Source organism: Roseomonas sp. OT10 (assembly GCF_020991085.1).
Classification (GTDB): Bacteria; Pseudomonadota; Alphaproteobacteria; order Acetobacterales; family Acetobacteraceae; genus Roseomonas; species Roseomonas cutis.
The window spans coordinates 3514649-3530252 of sequence record NZ_CP087719.1 but is presented as its reverse complement, the minus strand read 5'-3'; the positions used below and the strand labels follow the sequence as shown (position 1 = coordinate 3530252).

At 73.4% G+C, this 15604-nt stretch carries 16 protein-coding genes; 13 read left to right on the top strand and 3 right to left on the bottom strand.

Annotated features, from left to right (window positions below):
* Positions 1-3: 3 nt before the first annotated feature.
* The 7 genes from mtgA (at position 4) to LPC08_RS16115 (ending at position 5821) form a co-directional block, all read left to right on the top strand.
* A complete protein-coding gene (gene mtgA, locus LPC08_RS16145) occupies positions 4-711 on the top strand; it encodes a monofunctional biosynthetic peptidoglycan transglycosylase (RefSeq protein WP_230449257.1) in 708 nt (235 codons plus the stop codon).
* Positions 708-1322, top strand: coding sequence for a nucleotidyltransferase family protein (locus LPC08_RS16140; protein WP_230449256.1), 615 nt, complete (start codon positions 708-710; stop codon positions 1320-1322). Before mtgA ends, LPC08_RS16140 begins: the two co-directional genes overlap by 4 nt.
* A gap of 74 nt (positions 1323-1396) precedes the next feature.
* On the top strand, positions 1397-1819 hold the full coding sequence (gene ndk, locus LPC08_RS16135) for a nucleoside-diphosphate kinase (protein ID WP_230449255.1): 423 nt from the start codon (positions 1397-1399) through the stop codon (positions 1817-1819).
* Positions 1820-2111: 292 nt separating this feature from the next.
* The gene (locus LPC08_RS16130) at positions 2112-3158 is read left to right on the top strand and encodes an ABC transporter substrate-binding protein (RefSeq protein WP_230449254.1); all 1047 of its coding nucleotides are present in this window, start codon (positions 2112-2114) and stop codon (positions 3156-3158) included.
* A complete protein-coding gene (locus LPC08_RS16125; RefSeq protein ID WP_230449253.1) occupies positions 3158-3910 on the top strand; it encodes an ABC transporter ATP-binding protein in 753 nt (250 codons plus the stop codon). The genes LPC08_RS16130 and LPC08_RS16125 overlap by 1 nt, the downstream gene beginning before the upstream one ends.
* The gene (locus LPC08_RS16120) at positions 3907-4755 is read left to right on the top strand and encodes an ABC transporter permease (RefSeq protein WP_230449252.1); all 849 of its coding nucleotides are present in this window, start codon (positions 3907-3909) and stop codon (positions 4753-4755) included. Before LPC08_RS16125 ends, LPC08_RS16120 begins: the two co-directional genes overlap by 4 nt.
* A gap of 43 nt (positions 4756-4798) precedes the next feature.
* Complete coding sequence (locus LPC08_RS16115) at positions 4799-5821, top strand: isopenicillin N synthase family dioxygenase (RefSeq protein ID WP_230449251.1); 1023 nt, start codon at positions 4799-4801, stop codon at positions 5819-5821.
* 534 nt (positions 5822-6355) lie between these two features.
* Here the strand turns inward: LPC08_RS16115 and LPC08_RS16110 are convergent.
* Genes LPC08_RS16110 through purM form a run of 3 tightly spaced genes read right to left on the bottom strand, consistent with a single transcriptional unit; the run spans position 6356 to position 8282 of the window.
* A complete protein-coding gene (locus tag LPC08_RS16110) occupies positions 6356-6514 on the bottom strand; it encodes an aa3-type cytochrome c oxidase subunit IV (RefSeq protein WP_230449250.1) in 159 nt (52 codons plus the stop codon).
* Positions 6515-6534: 20 nt separating this feature from the next.
* A complete protein-coding gene (gene purN / locus LPC08_RS16105; RefSeq protein WP_230449249.1) occupies positions 6535-7215 on the bottom strand; it encodes a phosphoribosylglycinamide formyltransferase in 681 nt (226 codons plus the stop codon).
* Complete coding sequence (gene purM, locus LPC08_RS16100; protein WP_230453100.1) at positions 7215-8282, bottom strand: phosphoribosylformylglycinamidine cyclo-ligase; 1068 nt, start codon at positions 8280-8282, stop codon at positions 7215-7217. Before purM ends, purN begins: the two co-directional genes overlap by 1 nt.
* Before the next feature lie 159 nt (positions 8283-8441).
* On the opposite strand from purM, the gene LPC08_RS16095 reads away from it, so the two are divergent.
* Genes LPC08_RS16095 through LPC08_RS16065 form a run of 6 tightly spaced genes read left to right on the top strand, consistent with a single transcriptional unit; the run spans position 8442 to position 15575 of the window.
* Positions 8442-9161 (top strand): hypothetical protein, encoded by a 720-nt coding sequence (locus tag LPC08_RS16095; protein WP_230449248.1) that lies wholly within the window; start codon positions 8442-8444, stop codon positions 9159-9161.
* A complete protein-coding gene (locus tag LPC08_RS16090) occupies positions 9145-9777 on the top strand; it encodes a CDP-alcohol phosphatidyltransferase family protein (protein ID WP_230449247.1) in 633 nt (210 codons plus the stop codon). Before LPC08_RS16095 ends, LPC08_RS16090 begins: the two co-directional genes overlap by 17 nt.
* Positions 9774-11063, top strand: coding sequence for an AI-2E family transporter (locus LPC08_RS16080; protein WP_304622030.1), 1290 nt, complete (start codon positions 9774-9776; stop codon positions 11061-11063). Before LPC08_RS16090 ends, LPC08_RS16080 begins: the two co-directional genes overlap by 4 nt.
* A 10-nt stretch (positions 11064-11073) precedes the next feature.
* Positions 11074-11823, top strand: coding sequence for a P-loop NTPase family protein (locus tag LPC08_RS16075; protein ID WP_230449246.1), 750 nt, complete (start codon positions 11074-11076; stop codon positions 11821-11823).
* Positions 11824-11880: 57 nt separating this feature from the next.
* Positions 11881-14034 (top strand): RNA degradosome polyphosphate kinase, encoded by a 2154-nt coding sequence (locus LPC08_RS16070; RefSeq protein WP_230453098.1) that lies wholly within the window; start codon positions 11881-11883, stop codon positions 14032-14034.
* Between the two features lie 2 nt (positions 14035-14036).
* The gene (locus tag LPC08_RS16065) at positions 14037-15575 is read left to right on the top strand and encodes a Ppx/GppA phosphatase family protein (protein WP_370643254.1); all 1539 of its coding nucleotides are present in this window, start codon (positions 14037-14039) and stop codon (positions 15573-15575) included.
* Positions 15576-15604: the final 29 nt, after the last annotated feature.

Genomic DNA, 15604 nt, shown 5'->3' with positions numbered 1-15604 from the left:
GCCATGCCGCCCCACCCTGCTGCCGCCCGCCCCGGGCGCTTCCCGCGGCTGCGCCGGCTCGCCCTCGTGGCGGGGCTGGTGCTGCTGCTGGGGCCGCTGGTGCCGATCCTGGCGGCACGGCTGCTGCCGGTGCCGGGCACGCCGCTGATGCTGCTGCGCGCCGCGCAGGGCTATCCGATCCACCAGGACTGGGTGCCCTATGAGCGGATCTCGCCGGCCCTGGCGCGCGCGGTGGTGGCGGCCGAGGACAACTTCTTCTGCCTGCAAAGCTTCGGCTTCGACCTGGCCGCGCTGCGCGAGGAGGTCGGGACTTGGTGGGAGGGGCAGCGTCCCCGCGGCGCCAGCACCATCACCATGCAGACGGCCAAGAACCTCCTGCTCTGGCCGGGACGCGACCCCGTGCGCAAGGTGCTGGAGGCCTGGCTGACGCCACAGATCGCCCTGCTCTGGCCGCGCCAGCGCGTCCTGGAGGTCTACCTCAACATCGTGGAGTTCGGTCCCGGCATCTACGGCGCCGAGGCCGCCGCCCGGGCCCATTTCGGCAAGCCGGCCTCCGCCCTGTCGAACCAGGAGGCGGCGCAGCTTGCGGTCGTGCTGCCCAATCCGCTGGGCTGGTCCGCCTCCCGCCCCGATGCCGCCCTGCTGCACCGGGCGCGGGTCATCCGCCAGCGCGTCGGGCAGCTCGGCCCGCTGCTGGACTGCCTGGAATGAACGGCGCGGTGCCGGCGGCCCCCGGCCCCGCCCAGGCGGAGCGGCTGCTGTCGCTGCTGCGCCGGGACGCGGCGCTGCTGCGGCTGCTGGGCGTGCTGCGCGGGCTGGACCTGCCGGACTGGCTGCTGGTGTCCGGCTGCCTCTACCAGTCCGCCTGGAACGCGCTGACCGGGCGCCCTGCGGACTACGGGCTGCGCGACTACGACCTGGCCTATTTCGACCCCGACACGTCGTGGGAGGCGGAGGACCGGGTGATCCGCCGGGTGGCTGCGGCCACCGCCGGGCTCGGCCTGCCGGCCCCGGTGGAGGCGCGCAACCAGGCCCGCATCCACCTGTGGTTCGAGGGGCATTTCGGCCATTGCTACGGCTCGCCGCTGCGCGACACGGCGCAGGCGCTGACCCGCTACGCCGCGACCGCCCATGCGGTGGGGGTGCGTTGGGAGGCGGACGGCGCCTGGCGGGTGGTGGCGCCCTTCGGGCTGGAGGACCTGTTCGCCATGGTGCTGCGGCCCAACCCGGCGCTGGACAACGCCGCCAGCCACGCCGCCAAGGCCGCCCGGGCGAAGGCGTTCTGGCCGGAGGTCACGGTGCTGCCCTGGCCCGGGGCCTGATCGTCACGGGGGCGGGGTTGCGCTCCCGCGCGCGCCAGCCTACGGGGGCGCGCCTTTCACGGAGAACCCTCACCATGGCCATCGAGCGCACCTTCAGCATCCTCAAGCCCGACGCGACGCGCCGCAACCTGACCGGCAAGATCAACGCCGTGTTCGAGGAGAAGGGCCTGCGCATCGTCGCCCAGAAGCGCATCCTGATGTCCCAGGCGATGGCCGAGACCTTCTACGGCGTCCACAAGGAGCGGCCCTTCTTCAAGGACCTCGTCTCCTTCATGACCTCCGGCCCGGTGGTCGTGCAGGTTCTGGAGGGCGAGAACGCCGTGGCCGCCAACCGCGAGATCATGGGCGCCACCAACCCGGCCAACGCCGCCGAGGGCACCATCCGCAAGCTCTTCGCCGAGAGCATCGAGGCGAACAGCGTGCACGGCTCCGACAGCCCGGAGAACGCGGCGACCGAGATCGCCTACTTCTTCGCCGGCTCCGAGATCGTCGGCTGATCCGCGCGGCCCGGCCCCCGCGACCCGGGGGCCGGGCCTGACGCCTGCCACGGGGCTGGGCGGCGCGCCCACCGTGGCGACGGCATCTGCCCCGACGCAGGGCAGCCTACCGCGTCCGGCCGCCCCGGCGACCCCTGGGCGGCCAGTGGCGCGATCCCCGCGGCCGGTGGCGGATCGGCCCCGCTCCCCACGGGACGGGTGGCTTGGCATGGTGTTTGCCTAGTCCCGCGCCGGCCGGCGCGCATCCCCAGGACCAGGTTGGGGATGGCTGCCGGCGGGAAGGGACCCCCGCATGGCGCTTCTCCGACGCAGAACCACGCTCCTTGCGCTGCCGGGCCTCGCGCTCGCGGGCCATGTCGGGCCTGTCCGTGCCCAGGGCGGGCGCATGCAGGCGGCGACGCAGCTCGGCTGGCTGCGCAACGGCGAGTTCGCGCCGCTGATGGTGGCCGAGGCCAAGGGCTATTTCGCCGAGGCGGGCATCGACCACCGCATCGTCGATGGCGGGCCCGGCAAGAACCCGGTTCCGACCGTGGCGGTGGGGCAGGCGCAGTTCGGCCTCGCCACCTCCGGCCTGCACCTGATCGCCGCCCGCACGGCGCGCGACCCGGTGGACGTCGTCGCCGTCGGCGCGCTCTACCAGACCGCCCCTTCCGCCTACCTGACCCTGCGCGCGCCCTCCGACCCCGACCCGGTGCCGAAGGACATGGAGGGGAAGACCGTGGGCGTGCAGGCGGGGTCGGAGTACTTCATCCGCGCCATCGCCCGGAAGAACGGCGCCGACGAGGCGAAGATCCGCATCGTCACGGTGCAGGCCAATGCCGAGCCGCTGATGGTCGGCCGCGTCGACTTCTTCAGCGGCTGGATCACCAACCAAGCCTATCAGATCGAGGTGGAGGCGGCGAAGCCCGACGCGCCCCCGGCGCTGAAGGGCAAGACATGGAAGGCGCTGCGCTTCGCCGACTGGGGGCTGCCCGCCTATTCCGACGTGGTCTTCACCACGCGCAAGGTGACGGAGGAGAACCCGGAGCTGGTCCGCGCCTATCTGCGCGCCGTGTCGAAGGGAATGCGCTTCATCCTCGACCATCCGCAGGAGGCGGTGGAGATCGTCGCGCGCTTCCCCGGCCAGATCGAGGATGCGGGCAAGCTCGCCTGGCGCTGGCGGGTGCAGAACCCGCTCTTCGTCAGCCCGGACACCGAGCGCAACGGGCTGCTGTGGATGAGCCCGCAGACCTGGGACCAGATGGCGGGCTTCCTGCACGAGGCCAAGGAGGTTCCCCGCCTCGTCGCCGCGTCCGAGATGATGGACGGACGCTTCTTCCCCGGCACCGGGGCCGCGTGATGGCGGCGCCGATCTCCATCCGCGGCGTCTCGCGGCGGTTCGGGGATCACGTCGCGCTCCGCCCCGTCACGCTGGAGGTGGCGGCGGGGGAGTTCATCGCCCTGGTGGGTCCCTCCGGCTGCGGCAAGACGACGTTGCTGCGCATCGTGGCCGACCTGCTGGAGCCCAGCGGCGGCGAGGTGCGGATCAGCGAGGACAGCGCCGCCGCCGCCCGGCGCAAGCGGCTGCTGGGGCTGGTGTCGCAGCGCCCGGCGGTGCTGCCCTGGAAGTCGGCGGTGGACGACATCCGCTTCACCCAGTCCGTGGCGCGCCGGGCGGGCTTCCCGGCCGGGGCGCTGCTGCGGACCTTCGGCCTCGCGGGCCATGAGGGCAAGCGGCCGCGCCAGCTCTCCGGCGGCATGCTGCAGCGGGTGAACATCGCCAGCGCCATCGCCCACGACCCCGCCGTGCTGCTGATGGACGAGCCCTTCTCCGCGCTGGACGAGATGAAGCGCGAGGAGCTGGGCGCCTGGTTCGACCGCGAGCTGGCGGAGCGGCCCAAGACCGTGCTCTTCGTCACCCACCACATCGACGAGGCGGTGCTGCTCGCCGACCGGCTGGTGGTCTTCTCCCCGGCGCCGGGACGGGTGCTGGAGGTGGTGGAGGTGCCCGCCCCCCGGCCGCGCGGGGTGGAATTCCGCCACGACCCGCGCTTCGTCGCGACGGCGGCGCATGTCCGCCGCCTGCTCTTCGGCCAGGCGGGGACGGCATGAGCGCCGGCATGACCCCGCCCGCCGGGCTGGCCGCCGGGGGGATGGAGGAGGCGCAAGCCGCCCGGGCGAGGGCCGGCACGCCGCCGCGCTGGCCGGCGATGCTGGCGCGCCCGGCGCTGCGGCTGCTGCTGCCGGTCCTCTCCATCCTGGCGCTGTGGTACCTGGCGATCCTGTTCTCCGGCTTGCCCGCCTTCGTCATCCCGCGCCCCGAGCGGGTGCTGGAGGCGCTGGTCGAGGACCGGGCGTTCATCGCCGGCCATCTCGTCTCCACCCTGGGCGTCGCGGCGCTGGGGCTGATCCTCGCCAACCTCGTCGGGATCGGCCTCGCCATCCTCTTCGACACGCTGCCCTTCACCCGCGCGCTGCTGATGCCGGCGGCGATCACCCTGCGCAACATGCCCTATGTCGCGCTGGTCACCGTGCTGATGCTGGCCTTCGGCGACACCGCCGGCTCCAAGGTCGCGGTGGTGGCGCTGGCGGGCTTCTTCCCCGTGCTGGTGAACACGATGCAGGGGCTGCGCGACGCGGACGAGGTGGTGCTGGACCGCATGCGCATCCTCAACGCCGGCTGGTTCGAGACCTTCCGCCGCGTGCGCCTGCCCTATGCGCTGCCCGCGATCATTGCGGCGCAGGAGATCGCGGCGACCGGCTCCATCATCGTGGCCATCACGGCGGAGTGGATGATCTCCACCACCGGGCTCGGCTACGTCATCAACCGGGGCATGCAGACCTATCGCGGCGACCAGGTCTACGCCGTCGCCTTGCTCGCGACGCTGCTGTCCTTCTCGATCTACTCGCTGGTGCGCTGGATCGGCCAGCGTCTGGACTGGCGTGGCCGGAGGTAGGCGGAGCGACCGGGCCGCCCTGTGGGGCACAAGGAGGAAGGCGATGAGCGCAGTGCTGCAGGAGACGACGCGGGCCACCATCCCGCTGGTGGACATCGGCGGTCTCTATTCCGACGACCCGGCGGCAAAGGCCGCCGTCGCCGCGCAGATCGGCCGGGCCTGCGACGAGATCGGCTTCTTCTACGCGGTGGGCCACCATGTCCCGGTCGAGGTGATCGAAGCCGCGCGCGACCACGCCGCCGCCTTCTTCGCCCTGCCGCTGGAGGAGCGGCTGAAGGTGAAGAGCGACCGCAACAACCGCGGCTATCGCGAGATGGGCGACACCGTCCACAAGAGCGGCAAGATCTTCGCCCGCGACAGCTTCGACCTGGGCTTCCCGGTGGCGGAGGACGATCCCGAGGTCCTGGCGGGGACGCCCCTCTACGCCCCGAACCAGTGGCCCGACCTGCCGGGCTTCGAGGCGGCGCTGACCCGCTACTACACGGGCACCTTCGAGGTGGGGATGAAGATCCTGGAGGGCTTCGCGCTCTACCTGGGCAAGGAGGCCGACTTCTTCAGCCGCCAGTTCAGCCACCCCGTCGCCGACATGGTGATCAACCACTACTACGGCTATGGCCGCGCGGTGAGCCTGGGCGCGGGCGAGACCGCCTCCGGCGCGCATACCGACCACGGCATCGTCACCATCCTGTGGCAGGACGAGTCCGGCGGGCTGCAGGTGCTGGACAAGGGCGACAGCTGGATCGACGCCCCGCCGATCCGCGGCAGCTACGTCATCAATGTCGGCGAGCTGATGAAGCGCTGGACCAATGGCCGCTTCCGCGCGACCGTCCATCGGGTGATCCACACCAAGGACACCGACCGGATCTCCATGCCGCTCTTCTGCAACCCGGACTTCCGCACGGTGGTCGATCCGCGCCAACTCGGCATGTCCGAGGCGGAGGCGAAGTACGAGCCGGTGATGTCGGGCGACTTCCTGCTGTCCCGGTTCAAGGCCACCCGCAAGCTCTGGGGCGCGGAGCAGAAGAAGACCCAGGCTGCCGACGCCATCGAAATGGCGGCCGAATAGGCTCGGGGGAGGGGGCGGCGGCGCATCCCCCTGTCCCCGCGAAAAAGGGGCAGCCTGGGCTGCCCCTCGCCGTGTCCGCCTGGGCCTTCGCCACCCGGTGCCCGTGCCTCCGGCCTCATACGGACGGACGGCGAAATGTCTTGATCCGTGCCGGCGCGGGGTGCGCCCGTGGCCCGGGGGCAAGGCTCTGCCTCGCCCCCGTACCCCCACTCCGCCAGGACCCTGCGGGCCCTGGACCCGATCAGCGCTGCCGCGGGACAGCCGGACACGGGGTCACAGCGCCGAGGAGCCATGCTCCTCGGCGGGTACGGCCGTCGCCCTCGCTGACGCCTTCAGAGCTATTCTGGCGTCCCGCCTGTCCGCGTTCCGTTTCAGTCCGGAGGATGACGCCCACCGCGTAGAGCCAGCCTCCCAGTGGGGACAGGGGCCCGCTTGTGGCCCCGGCAGGGGAGGGTCTGGGAGGGGACGGCGTCCCCTCCCGGTCCGACGCCGGATCATGACAGGACGCCGGGTCAGGTCATCCCGTCGTCGGTATCAGCCGAAGAACAGGTAGATCAGCACCAGCAGGACCACCACGGCGCCGATGCCCCACTGGGTGGCGCGCATGAAGGTGTCCCAGCCATGCTGGCGATCGGCGAGGATGTCCTTCGCCGCCACGGGCACCATCTCGTAACTCGTCTGAACCTCGGCCATGGCGCCGTATCCTGCTCCCCTCAAGCCTCGCTTCCGGGTGTATGCAGCCTGGACCGCCCAGGCAAGGGGTTCGCGAGGCTGCCCGTCGCGGCCGTCACCCCCTCCAGCCGGCCATCCGGCGCGACCCGTCCTTCCGCCAGCCAGGCCAGGGCCGCGGGGTAGAGCCGGTGCTCCTGCGCCAGCACCCGGGCGGCCAGGGCGGCGGCGTCGTCGCCCGGCAGCACCGGCACCGCGGCCTGGGCCAGGATCGGCCCCTCATCCACCCCGGGCGAGACGAGGTGGACGGTGCAGCCATGCAGCCGTACCCCGGCGGCCAGGGCGCGCTCGTGGGTGTCCAGCCCGGGAAAGGCGGGCAGCAGGCTGGGATGGACGTTCAGCATCCGCCCCTCCCACCGGCGCACGAAGCCCTCCGTCAGCACCCGCATGAAGCCGGCGAGGGCGACCAGGGCGATGCGCCGTTCCTCCAGCACCGCCTGCACCGCCGCCTCGAAGCCCGGACGGTCGCCACGGAAGGCCCGGCTCTCCACCACGGCGGTCGGTACCCCGGCCGCCGCCGCGCGCGCGAGGCCGGCGGCCTCGGCGCGGTTGGACAGCACCAGCGCGATCTCCGCCGGATAGGCGGGGTCGGCGGCCGCCTCCAGCAGCGCCGCCATGTTGCTGCCGCGGCCGGAGATGAGGACCGCGACGCGGGGCCGGGCCATCAGGCCGCCGGCCAGCCGGGGGCGAGGTTGTCGAAGCGCACGGCGGCCGTCTCTCCTTCCGCCGCGGCCTCGATGCGGCCGATGCGGACGACCGTCTCGCCTGCCCCGGTCAGCAGCTCGGTCGCCGCCGGAACGTCGGATTCGGCCACGACCAGCGCCATGCCGATGCCGCAGTTGAAGACCCGCAGCATCTCCTCCGCCGCCACGCCGCCCAGCTTCGCCAGCCAGGCGAAGACCGGCGGCGGCGTCCAGGCGGCGGCGTCGATGACGGCGGCCATGCCCTGGGGCAGCACGCGCGGCAGGTTGCCCGGCAGCCCGCCGCCGGTGATGTGCGCGGCCGCCTTCAGCAGCCCGGCGCGGTGCAGGGCGAGCACGGGCTTCACGTAGATCCGCGTCGGCTCCAGCAGCGCCTGGGCCAGGGTGCCGCCGCCGAAGGGGGCGGGGTCGCCCAGCCCGGCATTGCCGCCCGCGACGATGCGCCGGACCAGGGAGAAGCCGTTGGAATGCACCCCGGAGGAGAGCAGCCCCAGCACCACGTCGCCCGCGCCCACGTCGGGCTTCGGCAGCAGCGCGTCGCGCTCGGCCGCACCGACCGAGAAGCCGGCGAGGTCGTAGTCGCCGCCATGGTACATGCCCGGCATCTCGGCCGTCTCGCCGCCGACCAGGGCGCAGCCGGCCTGGCGGCAGCCCTCGGCGATGCCGGCGATGACGGCGCGCGCCTGTTCCAGCTCCAGCCTGCCGGTGGCGAAGTAGTCCAGGAAGAACAGCGGCTCGGCGCCCTGCACGACGAGGTCGTTCACGCACATGGCCACGAGGTCGATGCCCACCGCATCGTGATGGCCGGAATCGATGGCCAGCCGCAGCTTGGTCCCCACCCCGTCGGTGGAGGAGACCAGCACCGGATCGGTGAAGCCCGCCGCCTTCAGGTCGAACAGAGCGCCGAAGCCGCCGAGGCCCCCCATGGTCCCGGGCCGGTCGGTGGCGCGGGCGAGCGGCTTGATGTGATCCACCAGCGCGTCACCGGCCTCGATGTCCACGCCGGCGTCGCGGTAGGTCAGGCTGGTCATCATCGCTCCCGATCGGCTATGCCCACAGGTCTGAATCGGGCAGCACGGGAAGGACGGACGATGCCGGGCCAGGTGCGCTGCCGCAGGGCGGCCGGAAGGCAACACGTCTCGCGCGCGGGCGCAACCACGACGCTGCGGGGCCAGCCGCCCGCGCCGCTCATGGCCGCGGCGTCCGCGGCGCTGCTAGCGGCCGCGTTGCTGCTGGCCATGGCGGGCCCCGCCCGCTCGCAGCCGGCCGAGCCGGCGGCGGCGGCGGCCGCGCCCTCCACCGGGGGCGGCTACACCCAGCGCAACGTCCCCGCCGAGGCCACCGCCGAGGATGCGGTGAAGGCACGCGAGCAGGCCTATGCCTCCGCCCAGCGCATCGCCTACGAGCGCATGGCGTCGGAGCTGGGCCTGCCCACGGGCCTCTCCGCCTCCCAGATCGACCGGCTGGTCTCCTCCATCGTGGTGGAGCAGGAGCGCGCCAGCCGCACCGGCTTCACCGGCCGGGTGACGGTGAATTTCAACCCCGGCCGCGTCGCCTCCCTGGGCGGCCGCGCGCCGTCGGGGGGCGGCTCCGGCGGCGGCCCGACCGATGGCGGCGGTGCCACGGCCCCCGCCGCCGCCCCGGTGCCGCGCGGCCCGGCATCCTTCTGGGTGGAGGCGGCGGCGGGCTACCGCTCGCTGCCGGAATGGCTGCAGCTTCACCGTCGGCTGCTGGGCAGCCCGCAGGTCGCGAGCGTGGACGTGCGCGCGCTGGCGGTGGACCGGGCCCGCATCCGGATCGGGCTGCGCGCCCCGGCCGACGCGATGGCGCCGGAGCTGGCGGCGGCGGGGCTGACGATGCAGCTCGCGCCGGATGGCAGTTGGCGCCTCGGCCTTGCCGGGGGCGCCTGATCCGGCCGACCCGGACACCGGGCCGGCCGGCACCGGCCAGCCCCCGCCACCGCCCGCCGCGGGCGCCGCGGATTCGGGCCTGCTCACCATTCCCAACGCCATCACCTTCCTCCGCCTCTGCGCCGTGCCGGCGGTGGTGTGGTGCATCCTCCAGCACCGCCTGGACCTCGCCTTCCTGCTCTTCGTGGCGGCGGGGATCTCGGATGCGGTGGATGGCTGGTGGGCACGCACCTTCCAGGTCCGCTCCACCCTCGGCGCGCTGCTCGACCCGGTCGCGGACAAGGCGCTGCTGGTCAGCGTCTACGTCACCCTCGCCGTCATCGACGTGCTGCCGGACTGGCTGGCGATCCTCGTCGTGTTCCGGGACGTGCTGATCGTGGGCGGGGTGCTGCTCCTCTCCCTGGCCGGGGCACCGCCGCGAATCCGGCCGCTGCCGATCTCCAAGGCCAATACCCTGTTGCAGATCGTGCTGGCCGCCGCCGCCCTGGGGATCGCGGGCTTCGGCCTGCGCCTGCCCGGGGTGCTGGACGTGCTGACGGCGCTGACCGCGCTGACCACCGTCCTCTCCGGGGCCGCCTATGTCTGGGCGCTGGCCCGCCGGGCCCGCGCCGGGTGAGCCGCCTGCCGCCCGGACCGCCGGCGACCCTGCCCAGGGCCGGGCTCGTCGCGCCGCCGGCACGCCCGGCCGGCCCGGGGGGCGCGCCCCCCTCCGCCGCCCCGGCGGGCGGCACGCTGCCGCCACGCAGCCCGGCCGTGCCGCTGCCGGCCGGGGGTGCCCTGCCGGAGGGTCCGCTCGGCGCCCGCACGGCGACGCGGGGGCAACGGATCGGCCTGATCCTGGGCCTGCTGGCGGCGCTGATCGTCTCGCTCTGGCTCTTCGCGCCGATCCTGACGCCCTTCGTCCTGGCCGGGTGCATCGCCTACTTCCTCGACCCGCCGGTGACGCGCCTGGCCCGGCTGGGCCTGCCCCGCGGGCTCGGCGCCTCGCTGCTCATCCTGGCGCTCTTCGCGCTGCTGCTGCTGGCGTTGCTGCTGCTCTACCCGCTGCTGATCGCCCAGGTGGGGGTGCTGCTGCAGCGGCTGCCCGACTACATCGCCCGAATCGGCGCGGGCATGCGGGAGCTGCTGGCGATGGCGGCGGAACGCTTCGGCCCGGCGGTGCTGGACGGCCGCATCCAGGATCTCGCCGTGCGCCAGGCGGGGACGATCCTGGCCTACCTCGCCGGGGCGGTGACGCAGGTCTTCGGCGGCGGCAACGGGCTGCTCGGCTTCGGCTATGCCGTGCTCAACGTCTTCACCTACCTGGTGGTGACGCCGGTGGTGGGCTTCTACCTGCTGCGCGACTGGCCGCGCATCACGATGCGGATCGAATCCTGGCTGCCGCGCCGCTACGCCGCCACCATCCGCACCCTGGCGAAGGACACGGACCGGGTGCTCTCCGCCTGGCTGCGCGGGCAGCTGATCTGCTGCGCCATCCTCGCCGTCTACTACGCCATGGCGCTGTCCGCCGTGGGGCTGGAGCTGGGGCTGCTGGTCGGGCTGCTCGCGGGGTTCCTGTCCTTCATCCCCTATGTCGGCTCCTTCACCGGCATGGTCACGGCACTGCTGCTGGCGGCGGGGCAGTGGGGAAGCTGGGGCGGGCTGGGGCTCGTGCTGGGCGTCTTCCTGTTCGGCCAGACGGTCGAGGGCTACATGATCTATCCACGCCTGCTGGGCGACCGGGTGGAGCTGCACGCGGTCTGGGTGATCTTCGCCCTCTTCGCCGGCGGCATCGCCTTCGGCTTCCTGGGCGTGCTGCTGGCGGTGCCGATGGCCGCCGTGATCGGGGTGCTGGCGCGGTACTGGCTGCGCCGCTACCTCGCCAGCCCGCTCTACCTCGACCCGCCCCGGACCGGGATGTAAGGAGGCGGTCGTGAGCGCGCGCCAGCTTCCCCTGCCGCTGGCCCTGCCGCCCGAGCGCGGCGCGCCGGTCCTGCCCGACCCGTCCAACGCGGTGGCCCGCACCTGGCTGGCCGCGCCGGACGACTGGCCGAACCACCGGCTCGCCCTGTTCGGGCCGGAGGGCGTGGGCAAGTCCCTCCTGCTCCGCCAGGCGGCGGCGCGCCTGGGACTGCGCGTGCTGGAGGGTCCCTCGCTGCGTGGCGTGCCGGACGGGCTGCCCTCCGCCGTGGACGATGCCGACTGCCCGGCCGAGGAGGAGGCGCTGTTCCACCTCGTCAACGCCTGCCACAGCGCCGGCGCCCTGCTGCTGCTGGCCGGGCGGGAGCCGCCGGCGCGCTGGCGGGTGGGGCTGCCCGACCTCGCCTCCCGCCTGCGCGCCACCCATGCGGTGGAGGTGGAGGAGCCGTCGGAGGCGCTGCTGCGCGCCCTGCTCGCCCACCACTTCGCCGAGCGCCAGGTGCGGGTGGATCCCGCCACCCAGGACTGGCTGCTGCTGCGCCTGCCGCGCGAGGCCGCGGCCGTGTCGCTGGCCGCGGCGAAGCTCGATCGCGCGGCCCTGGCGGCCGGGGGAGCGGTGACCAAGGCGCTCGCGCGGCAGGTCCTGTCCGGCATGCCGGGCTTCGGACCGGAGGAGGGGGGCGAGGAGGCCCGCGCCGGCCGGCATGACGTTTCCGTGGCAGGCCCGGGGGGTGCCTCGAACGACCCGCCGCGGCTGCTGTAGCCTGGAGGGGCCATGGACACGCTCAACGCGCCCGACCTGCCCGCCATTCCCTTCGACATGCCGGCCGACGCCCCGGCGGGGGACCTGACCGCGGCGAGCTGGCGCTTCATCAACCGGGAGCTCTCCTGGCTCGCCTTCAACGAGCGGGTGCTGGAGCAGGCGGCGCATCCGGACCACCCGCTGCTGGAGCGGCTGCGCTTCATCGCCATCTCCGCCTCCAACCTCGACGAGTTCTACTCCGTCCGCGTCGCCGGGCTGGTCGGGCAGGAACGGGCGGGGGTGGCCCGGATCTCCCCCGACGGGCTGACGCCCAGCCAGCAGCTCGCCGCGGTGAACGAGCGCGCCGGGGCGCTGATCGAGGGCCAGCGCGCCGCCTGGGAGGAGGTGCGCATCCTGCTGGAGAAGGAGGGGCTCTCCCTCGCCCGGCCCGAGGATCTGGAGGAGGCGGACCGCGCCTGGCTGGAGGGCTGGTTCATGGAGCGGGTCTTCCCCGTCCTGACGCCGCTCGCCGTCGATCCCGCGCACCCCTTCCCCTTCATCGGCAACCTCGCGCTCTGCCTGGTGCTGACCCTGGTGCGGGAGGCCGATGGCGGCACCATGCGCGCCCTGGTGCCGCTGCCGCCGCGGCTGGAGCGCTTCGTCCGCCTGCCGCGCAACGGCAGCATCCGCTTCGTGGCGCTGGAAGACCTCATCGCGCTGAACCTCAAGCACCTCTTCCCCGGCTTCATCCCGGCCGAGCGCGGGCTGTTCCGGCTGATCCGCGACACGGATGTGGAGTTCGAGGAGGAGGCGGAGGACCTCGTCCGCTCCTACGAGACGGCGCTCAAGCGCCGGCGGCGCGGCCGCGCCATCCGCCTGACGCTCACCCAGGACACGCCGCCCGACATGGTGCAGTTCGTGGTCGAGGCGACGCGCGCCGATCCGGGCGGGGTGTTCAAGGTGCGCGGGCTGCTGGGCCTGTCCGACCTGACGCAGATGATCGTGGACGACCGGCCCGACCTGCTGTTCACGCCCTACACGCCGCGCTTCCCCGAACGCATCCTGGACTTCGGCGGCGACGCCTTCGCGGCGATCCGGGCCAAGGACATCGTCGTCCACCACCCCTACGAATCCTTCGACGTGGTGGTGCAGTTCCTGCGCCAGGCGGCGCGCGACCCGAACGTGGTGGCGATCAAGCAGACGCTCTACCGCACCTCGCGCGACAGCTCGATCGCCCGCGCGCTGATCGAGGCGGCGGAGCAGGGCAAGTCCGTCACCGCCATGGTGGAGCTGAAGGCGCGCTTCGACGAGGAGCGCAACATCGCCATCGCGCGCGAGCTGGAGGCGGCCGGCGTGCAGGTCGTCTACGGCTTCGTGGACCTGAAGATCCACGCCAAGGTCTCGCTGGTGGTGCGGCGGGAGGGGAGCGCGCTGCGCTCCTACGCGCATTTCGGCACGGGCAACTACCACCCCGTCACGGCGCGCATCTACACGGACCTGTCCTTCTTCACCGCCGATCCCGTGCTGACCAGCGACGCGGCGCGGCTGTTCAACTACCTGACGGGCTATGCGCGGCCGGAGACGATGCAGCTCCTCGCCTTCTCGCCGCTGACGATCCGGCCGACGCTGACCGCGCTGATCGAGCAGGAGATCGCCTTCGCCCAGGAAGGGCGGCCCGCCGCGATCTGGCTGAAGATGAACTCGCTGGTGGACGAGCGCCTGATCGACCTGCTCTACCGGGCCTCCGCCGCCGGGGTGCGGGTGGATTGCGTGGTGCGCGGCATCTGCTGCCTGCGCCCCGGCGTGCCGGGCCTGTCCGCCAACATCCGCGTGAAGTCGATCGTCGGGCGTTTCCTGGAGCACAGCCGGGTCTATGTCTTCGGCAACGGCCATCGCCTGCCCTCGCGCCGGGCGAAGGTGTACATCTCCTCGGCCGACTGGATGGCGCGCAACATGGACATGCGGGTGGAGACGATGGTCCCCGTGGAGAACGCGACCGTGCATGCCCAGATCCTCGACCAGATCATGGTGGTGAACCTGAAGGACAGCGCCTCCTCCTGGCAGCTCGGCCCCGACACCGTGTGGCGCCGCGTCGATCCCGGCGACAAGCCCGTCTCCGCCCATGCCTGGTTCATGACCAACCCCTCGCTGTCCGGCCGCGGCAGCGCGCTGAAGGCCGCACGCGTGGTGGGCACGGGCAACCGGCGGCGCCGCGACCGGATGCAGGATTGAGCGTGGCGCCGGATACCCTGACCTCCGGCCTGCCCCCGGAGGGCGGGGCCGGGGCCGTGCCGCCGCCGCGCTGCGGCGTGGTGGACCTGGGCTCCAACTCCGTGCGCCTCGTCGTCTTCGAGGGGCGCGGGCGCAACCCCCAGGCCATCTTCAACGAGAAGGCGGTGCTGGGCCTCGGGCGCGGGCTGGAGACGACCGGCCGGCTGAACGAGGAGGCGGTGGCCCAGGCGCTGACCATCCTCGACCGCTACCGCGCGGTGGCGGAGGCGATGCACGCCGCGCCGCTGGAGATCATGGCCACCGCCGCCATGCGCGACGCCTCCAACGGCCCCGCCTTCGCCGAGGCGGTGCGCGCGCGCATGCCCGGCGTGCCGCTGACCATCCTCAGCGGCGAGGCGGAGGCACGCCTCTCGGCGGATGGCGTGCTCCTCGGCTTTCCCCGCGCGGACGGCATCCTGGGCGATCTGGGCGGCGGCTCGCTGGAGGTGGTCGACCTCTCCGCCGGCAGGGCGGGGGAGGCGGCGAGCCTGTCCCTCGGCGTGATCCGGCTGGGCGAGCGGGCCGGCGGCGACCCGGTGCGGGCCCGCGCCATCGCCGAGGCCGACCTGGCCACCCTGCCCTGGCTGGCGCGTGGCAAGGATCGCGACCTCTACCTCGTCGGCGGCGCCTGGCGCTCCATGGCCAGGATCCACATGGCGCAGACGCGCTACCCGCTCTCCATCGTGCATCACTACGTGCTGCGCCGGGAGGAGGCGCGGGACCTCTGCGCCGTGCTGATCAACGCCAAGCGCGCGGCGCTGGAGAAGCTGCCGGGCGCGCCAGCCAAGCGCGTGGCCGACCTGCCCTTCGCCGCCGTCGCGCTGCGCCGGCTGCTGCGGGCGACCGGCGCGGCGCGGGTGGTGTTCAGCGCCAACGGCCTGCGCGAGGGCTGGTACAGCCGCCGCCTGTCGCCGCAGATGCGCGCGGCGGACCCCCTGCTGACCGCCAGCTGCGACCTGGCCACCCGCTTCTCCCGCGACCTGGGGATGCCGCGGATGCTGGCCGGCTGGACGGCGCCGCTCTTTCCCGACGAGACGGAGGAGGAGCGGGGGCTGCGCGAGGCGGCATGCTGGCTGTCCGACGTCGGCAGCCACGACCACCCCGACTACCGGGCCGAGCAGGCCTTCCTGCGCGTGCTCCGGCAGCCCGGCGTGGGCCTCGACCACCATGCCCGCGCCTTCCTCGCCCTGACCGTCGCGCTGCGCTACGAATCCGCGCCGGACGAGGCGACGGTCGCGACGATCCGCCCCCTGCTGGGGGCGGCGGAACTGCGCCGGGCGGAGATCCTGGGGGCGGCGCTGCGCTTGGCCTATACCCTGTCGGGCGGTACGCCGGCACTGCTGTCCGCCGCCTCCCTGGCGGTCGGAGACGGCGTGCTGAGGCTGCATATGGCCCCTGGCTCGGGCCTCTTCGCCGGCGAGGGCGCACAGCGCCGGCTGGAAGGACTGGCCTTGGCTCTGGGCTTCAAGGCCGTGCTGGAAGGCGCACCAGTCCCGGGCTGATCCGGGCGGCGGGATGTCGCGCCCGGTGG

Excerpts from the sequence above, each read along its gene's own strand:
- LPC08_RS16120 (WP_230449252.1), top strand. The coding sequence starts at position 3,907 with ATGAGCGCCGGCATGACCCCGCCCGCCGGGCTGGCCGCCGGGGGGATG.
- LPC08_RS16125 (WP_230449253.1), top strand. The coding sequence starts at position 3,158 with ATGGCGGCGCCGATCTCCATCCGCGGCGTCTCGCGGCGGTTCGGGGAT.
- LPC08_RS16130 (WP_230449254.1), top strand. The coding sequence starts at position 2,112 with ATGGCGCTTCTCCGACGCAGAACCACGCTCCTTGCGCTGCCGGGCCTC.
- purM (WP_230453100.1), bottom strand. The coding sequence starts at position 8,282 with ATGACCAGCCTGACCTACCGCGACGCCGGCGTGGACATCGAGGCCGGT.
- purN (WP_230449249.1), bottom strand. The coding sequence starts at position 7,215 with ATGGCCCGGCCCCGCGTCGCGGTCCTCATCTCCGGCCGCGGCAGCAAC.
- LPC08_RS16140 (WP_230449256.1), top strand. The coding sequence starts at position 708 with ATGAACGGCGCGGTGCCGGCGGCCCCCGGCCCCGCCCAGGCGGAGCGG.
- LPC08_RS16095 (WP_230449248.1), top strand. The coding sequence starts at position 8,442 with ATGGCCGCGGCGTCCGCGGCGCTGCTAGCGGCCGCGTTGCTGCTGGCC.
- LPC08_RS16115 (WP_230449251.1), top strand. The coding sequence starts at position 4,799 with ATGAGCGCAGTGCTGCAGGAGACGACGCGGGCCACCATCCCGCTGGTG.
- LPC08_RS16110 (WP_230449250.1), bottom strand. The coding sequence starts at position 6,514 with ATGGCCGAGGTTCAGACGAGTTACGAGATGGTGCCCGTGGCGGCGAAG.
- ndk (WP_230449255.1), top strand. The coding sequence starts at position 1,397 with ATGGCCATCGAGCGCACCTTCAGCATCCTCAAGCCCGACGCGACGCGC.
- mtgA (WP_230449257.1), top strand. The coding sequence starts at position 4 with ATGCCGCCCCACCCTGCTGCCGCCCGCCCCGGGCGCTTCCCGCGGCTG.
- LPC08_RS16070 (WP_230453098.1), top strand. The coding sequence starts at position 11,881 with ATGCCGGCCGACGCCCCGGCGGGGGACCTGACCGCGGCGAGCTGGCGC.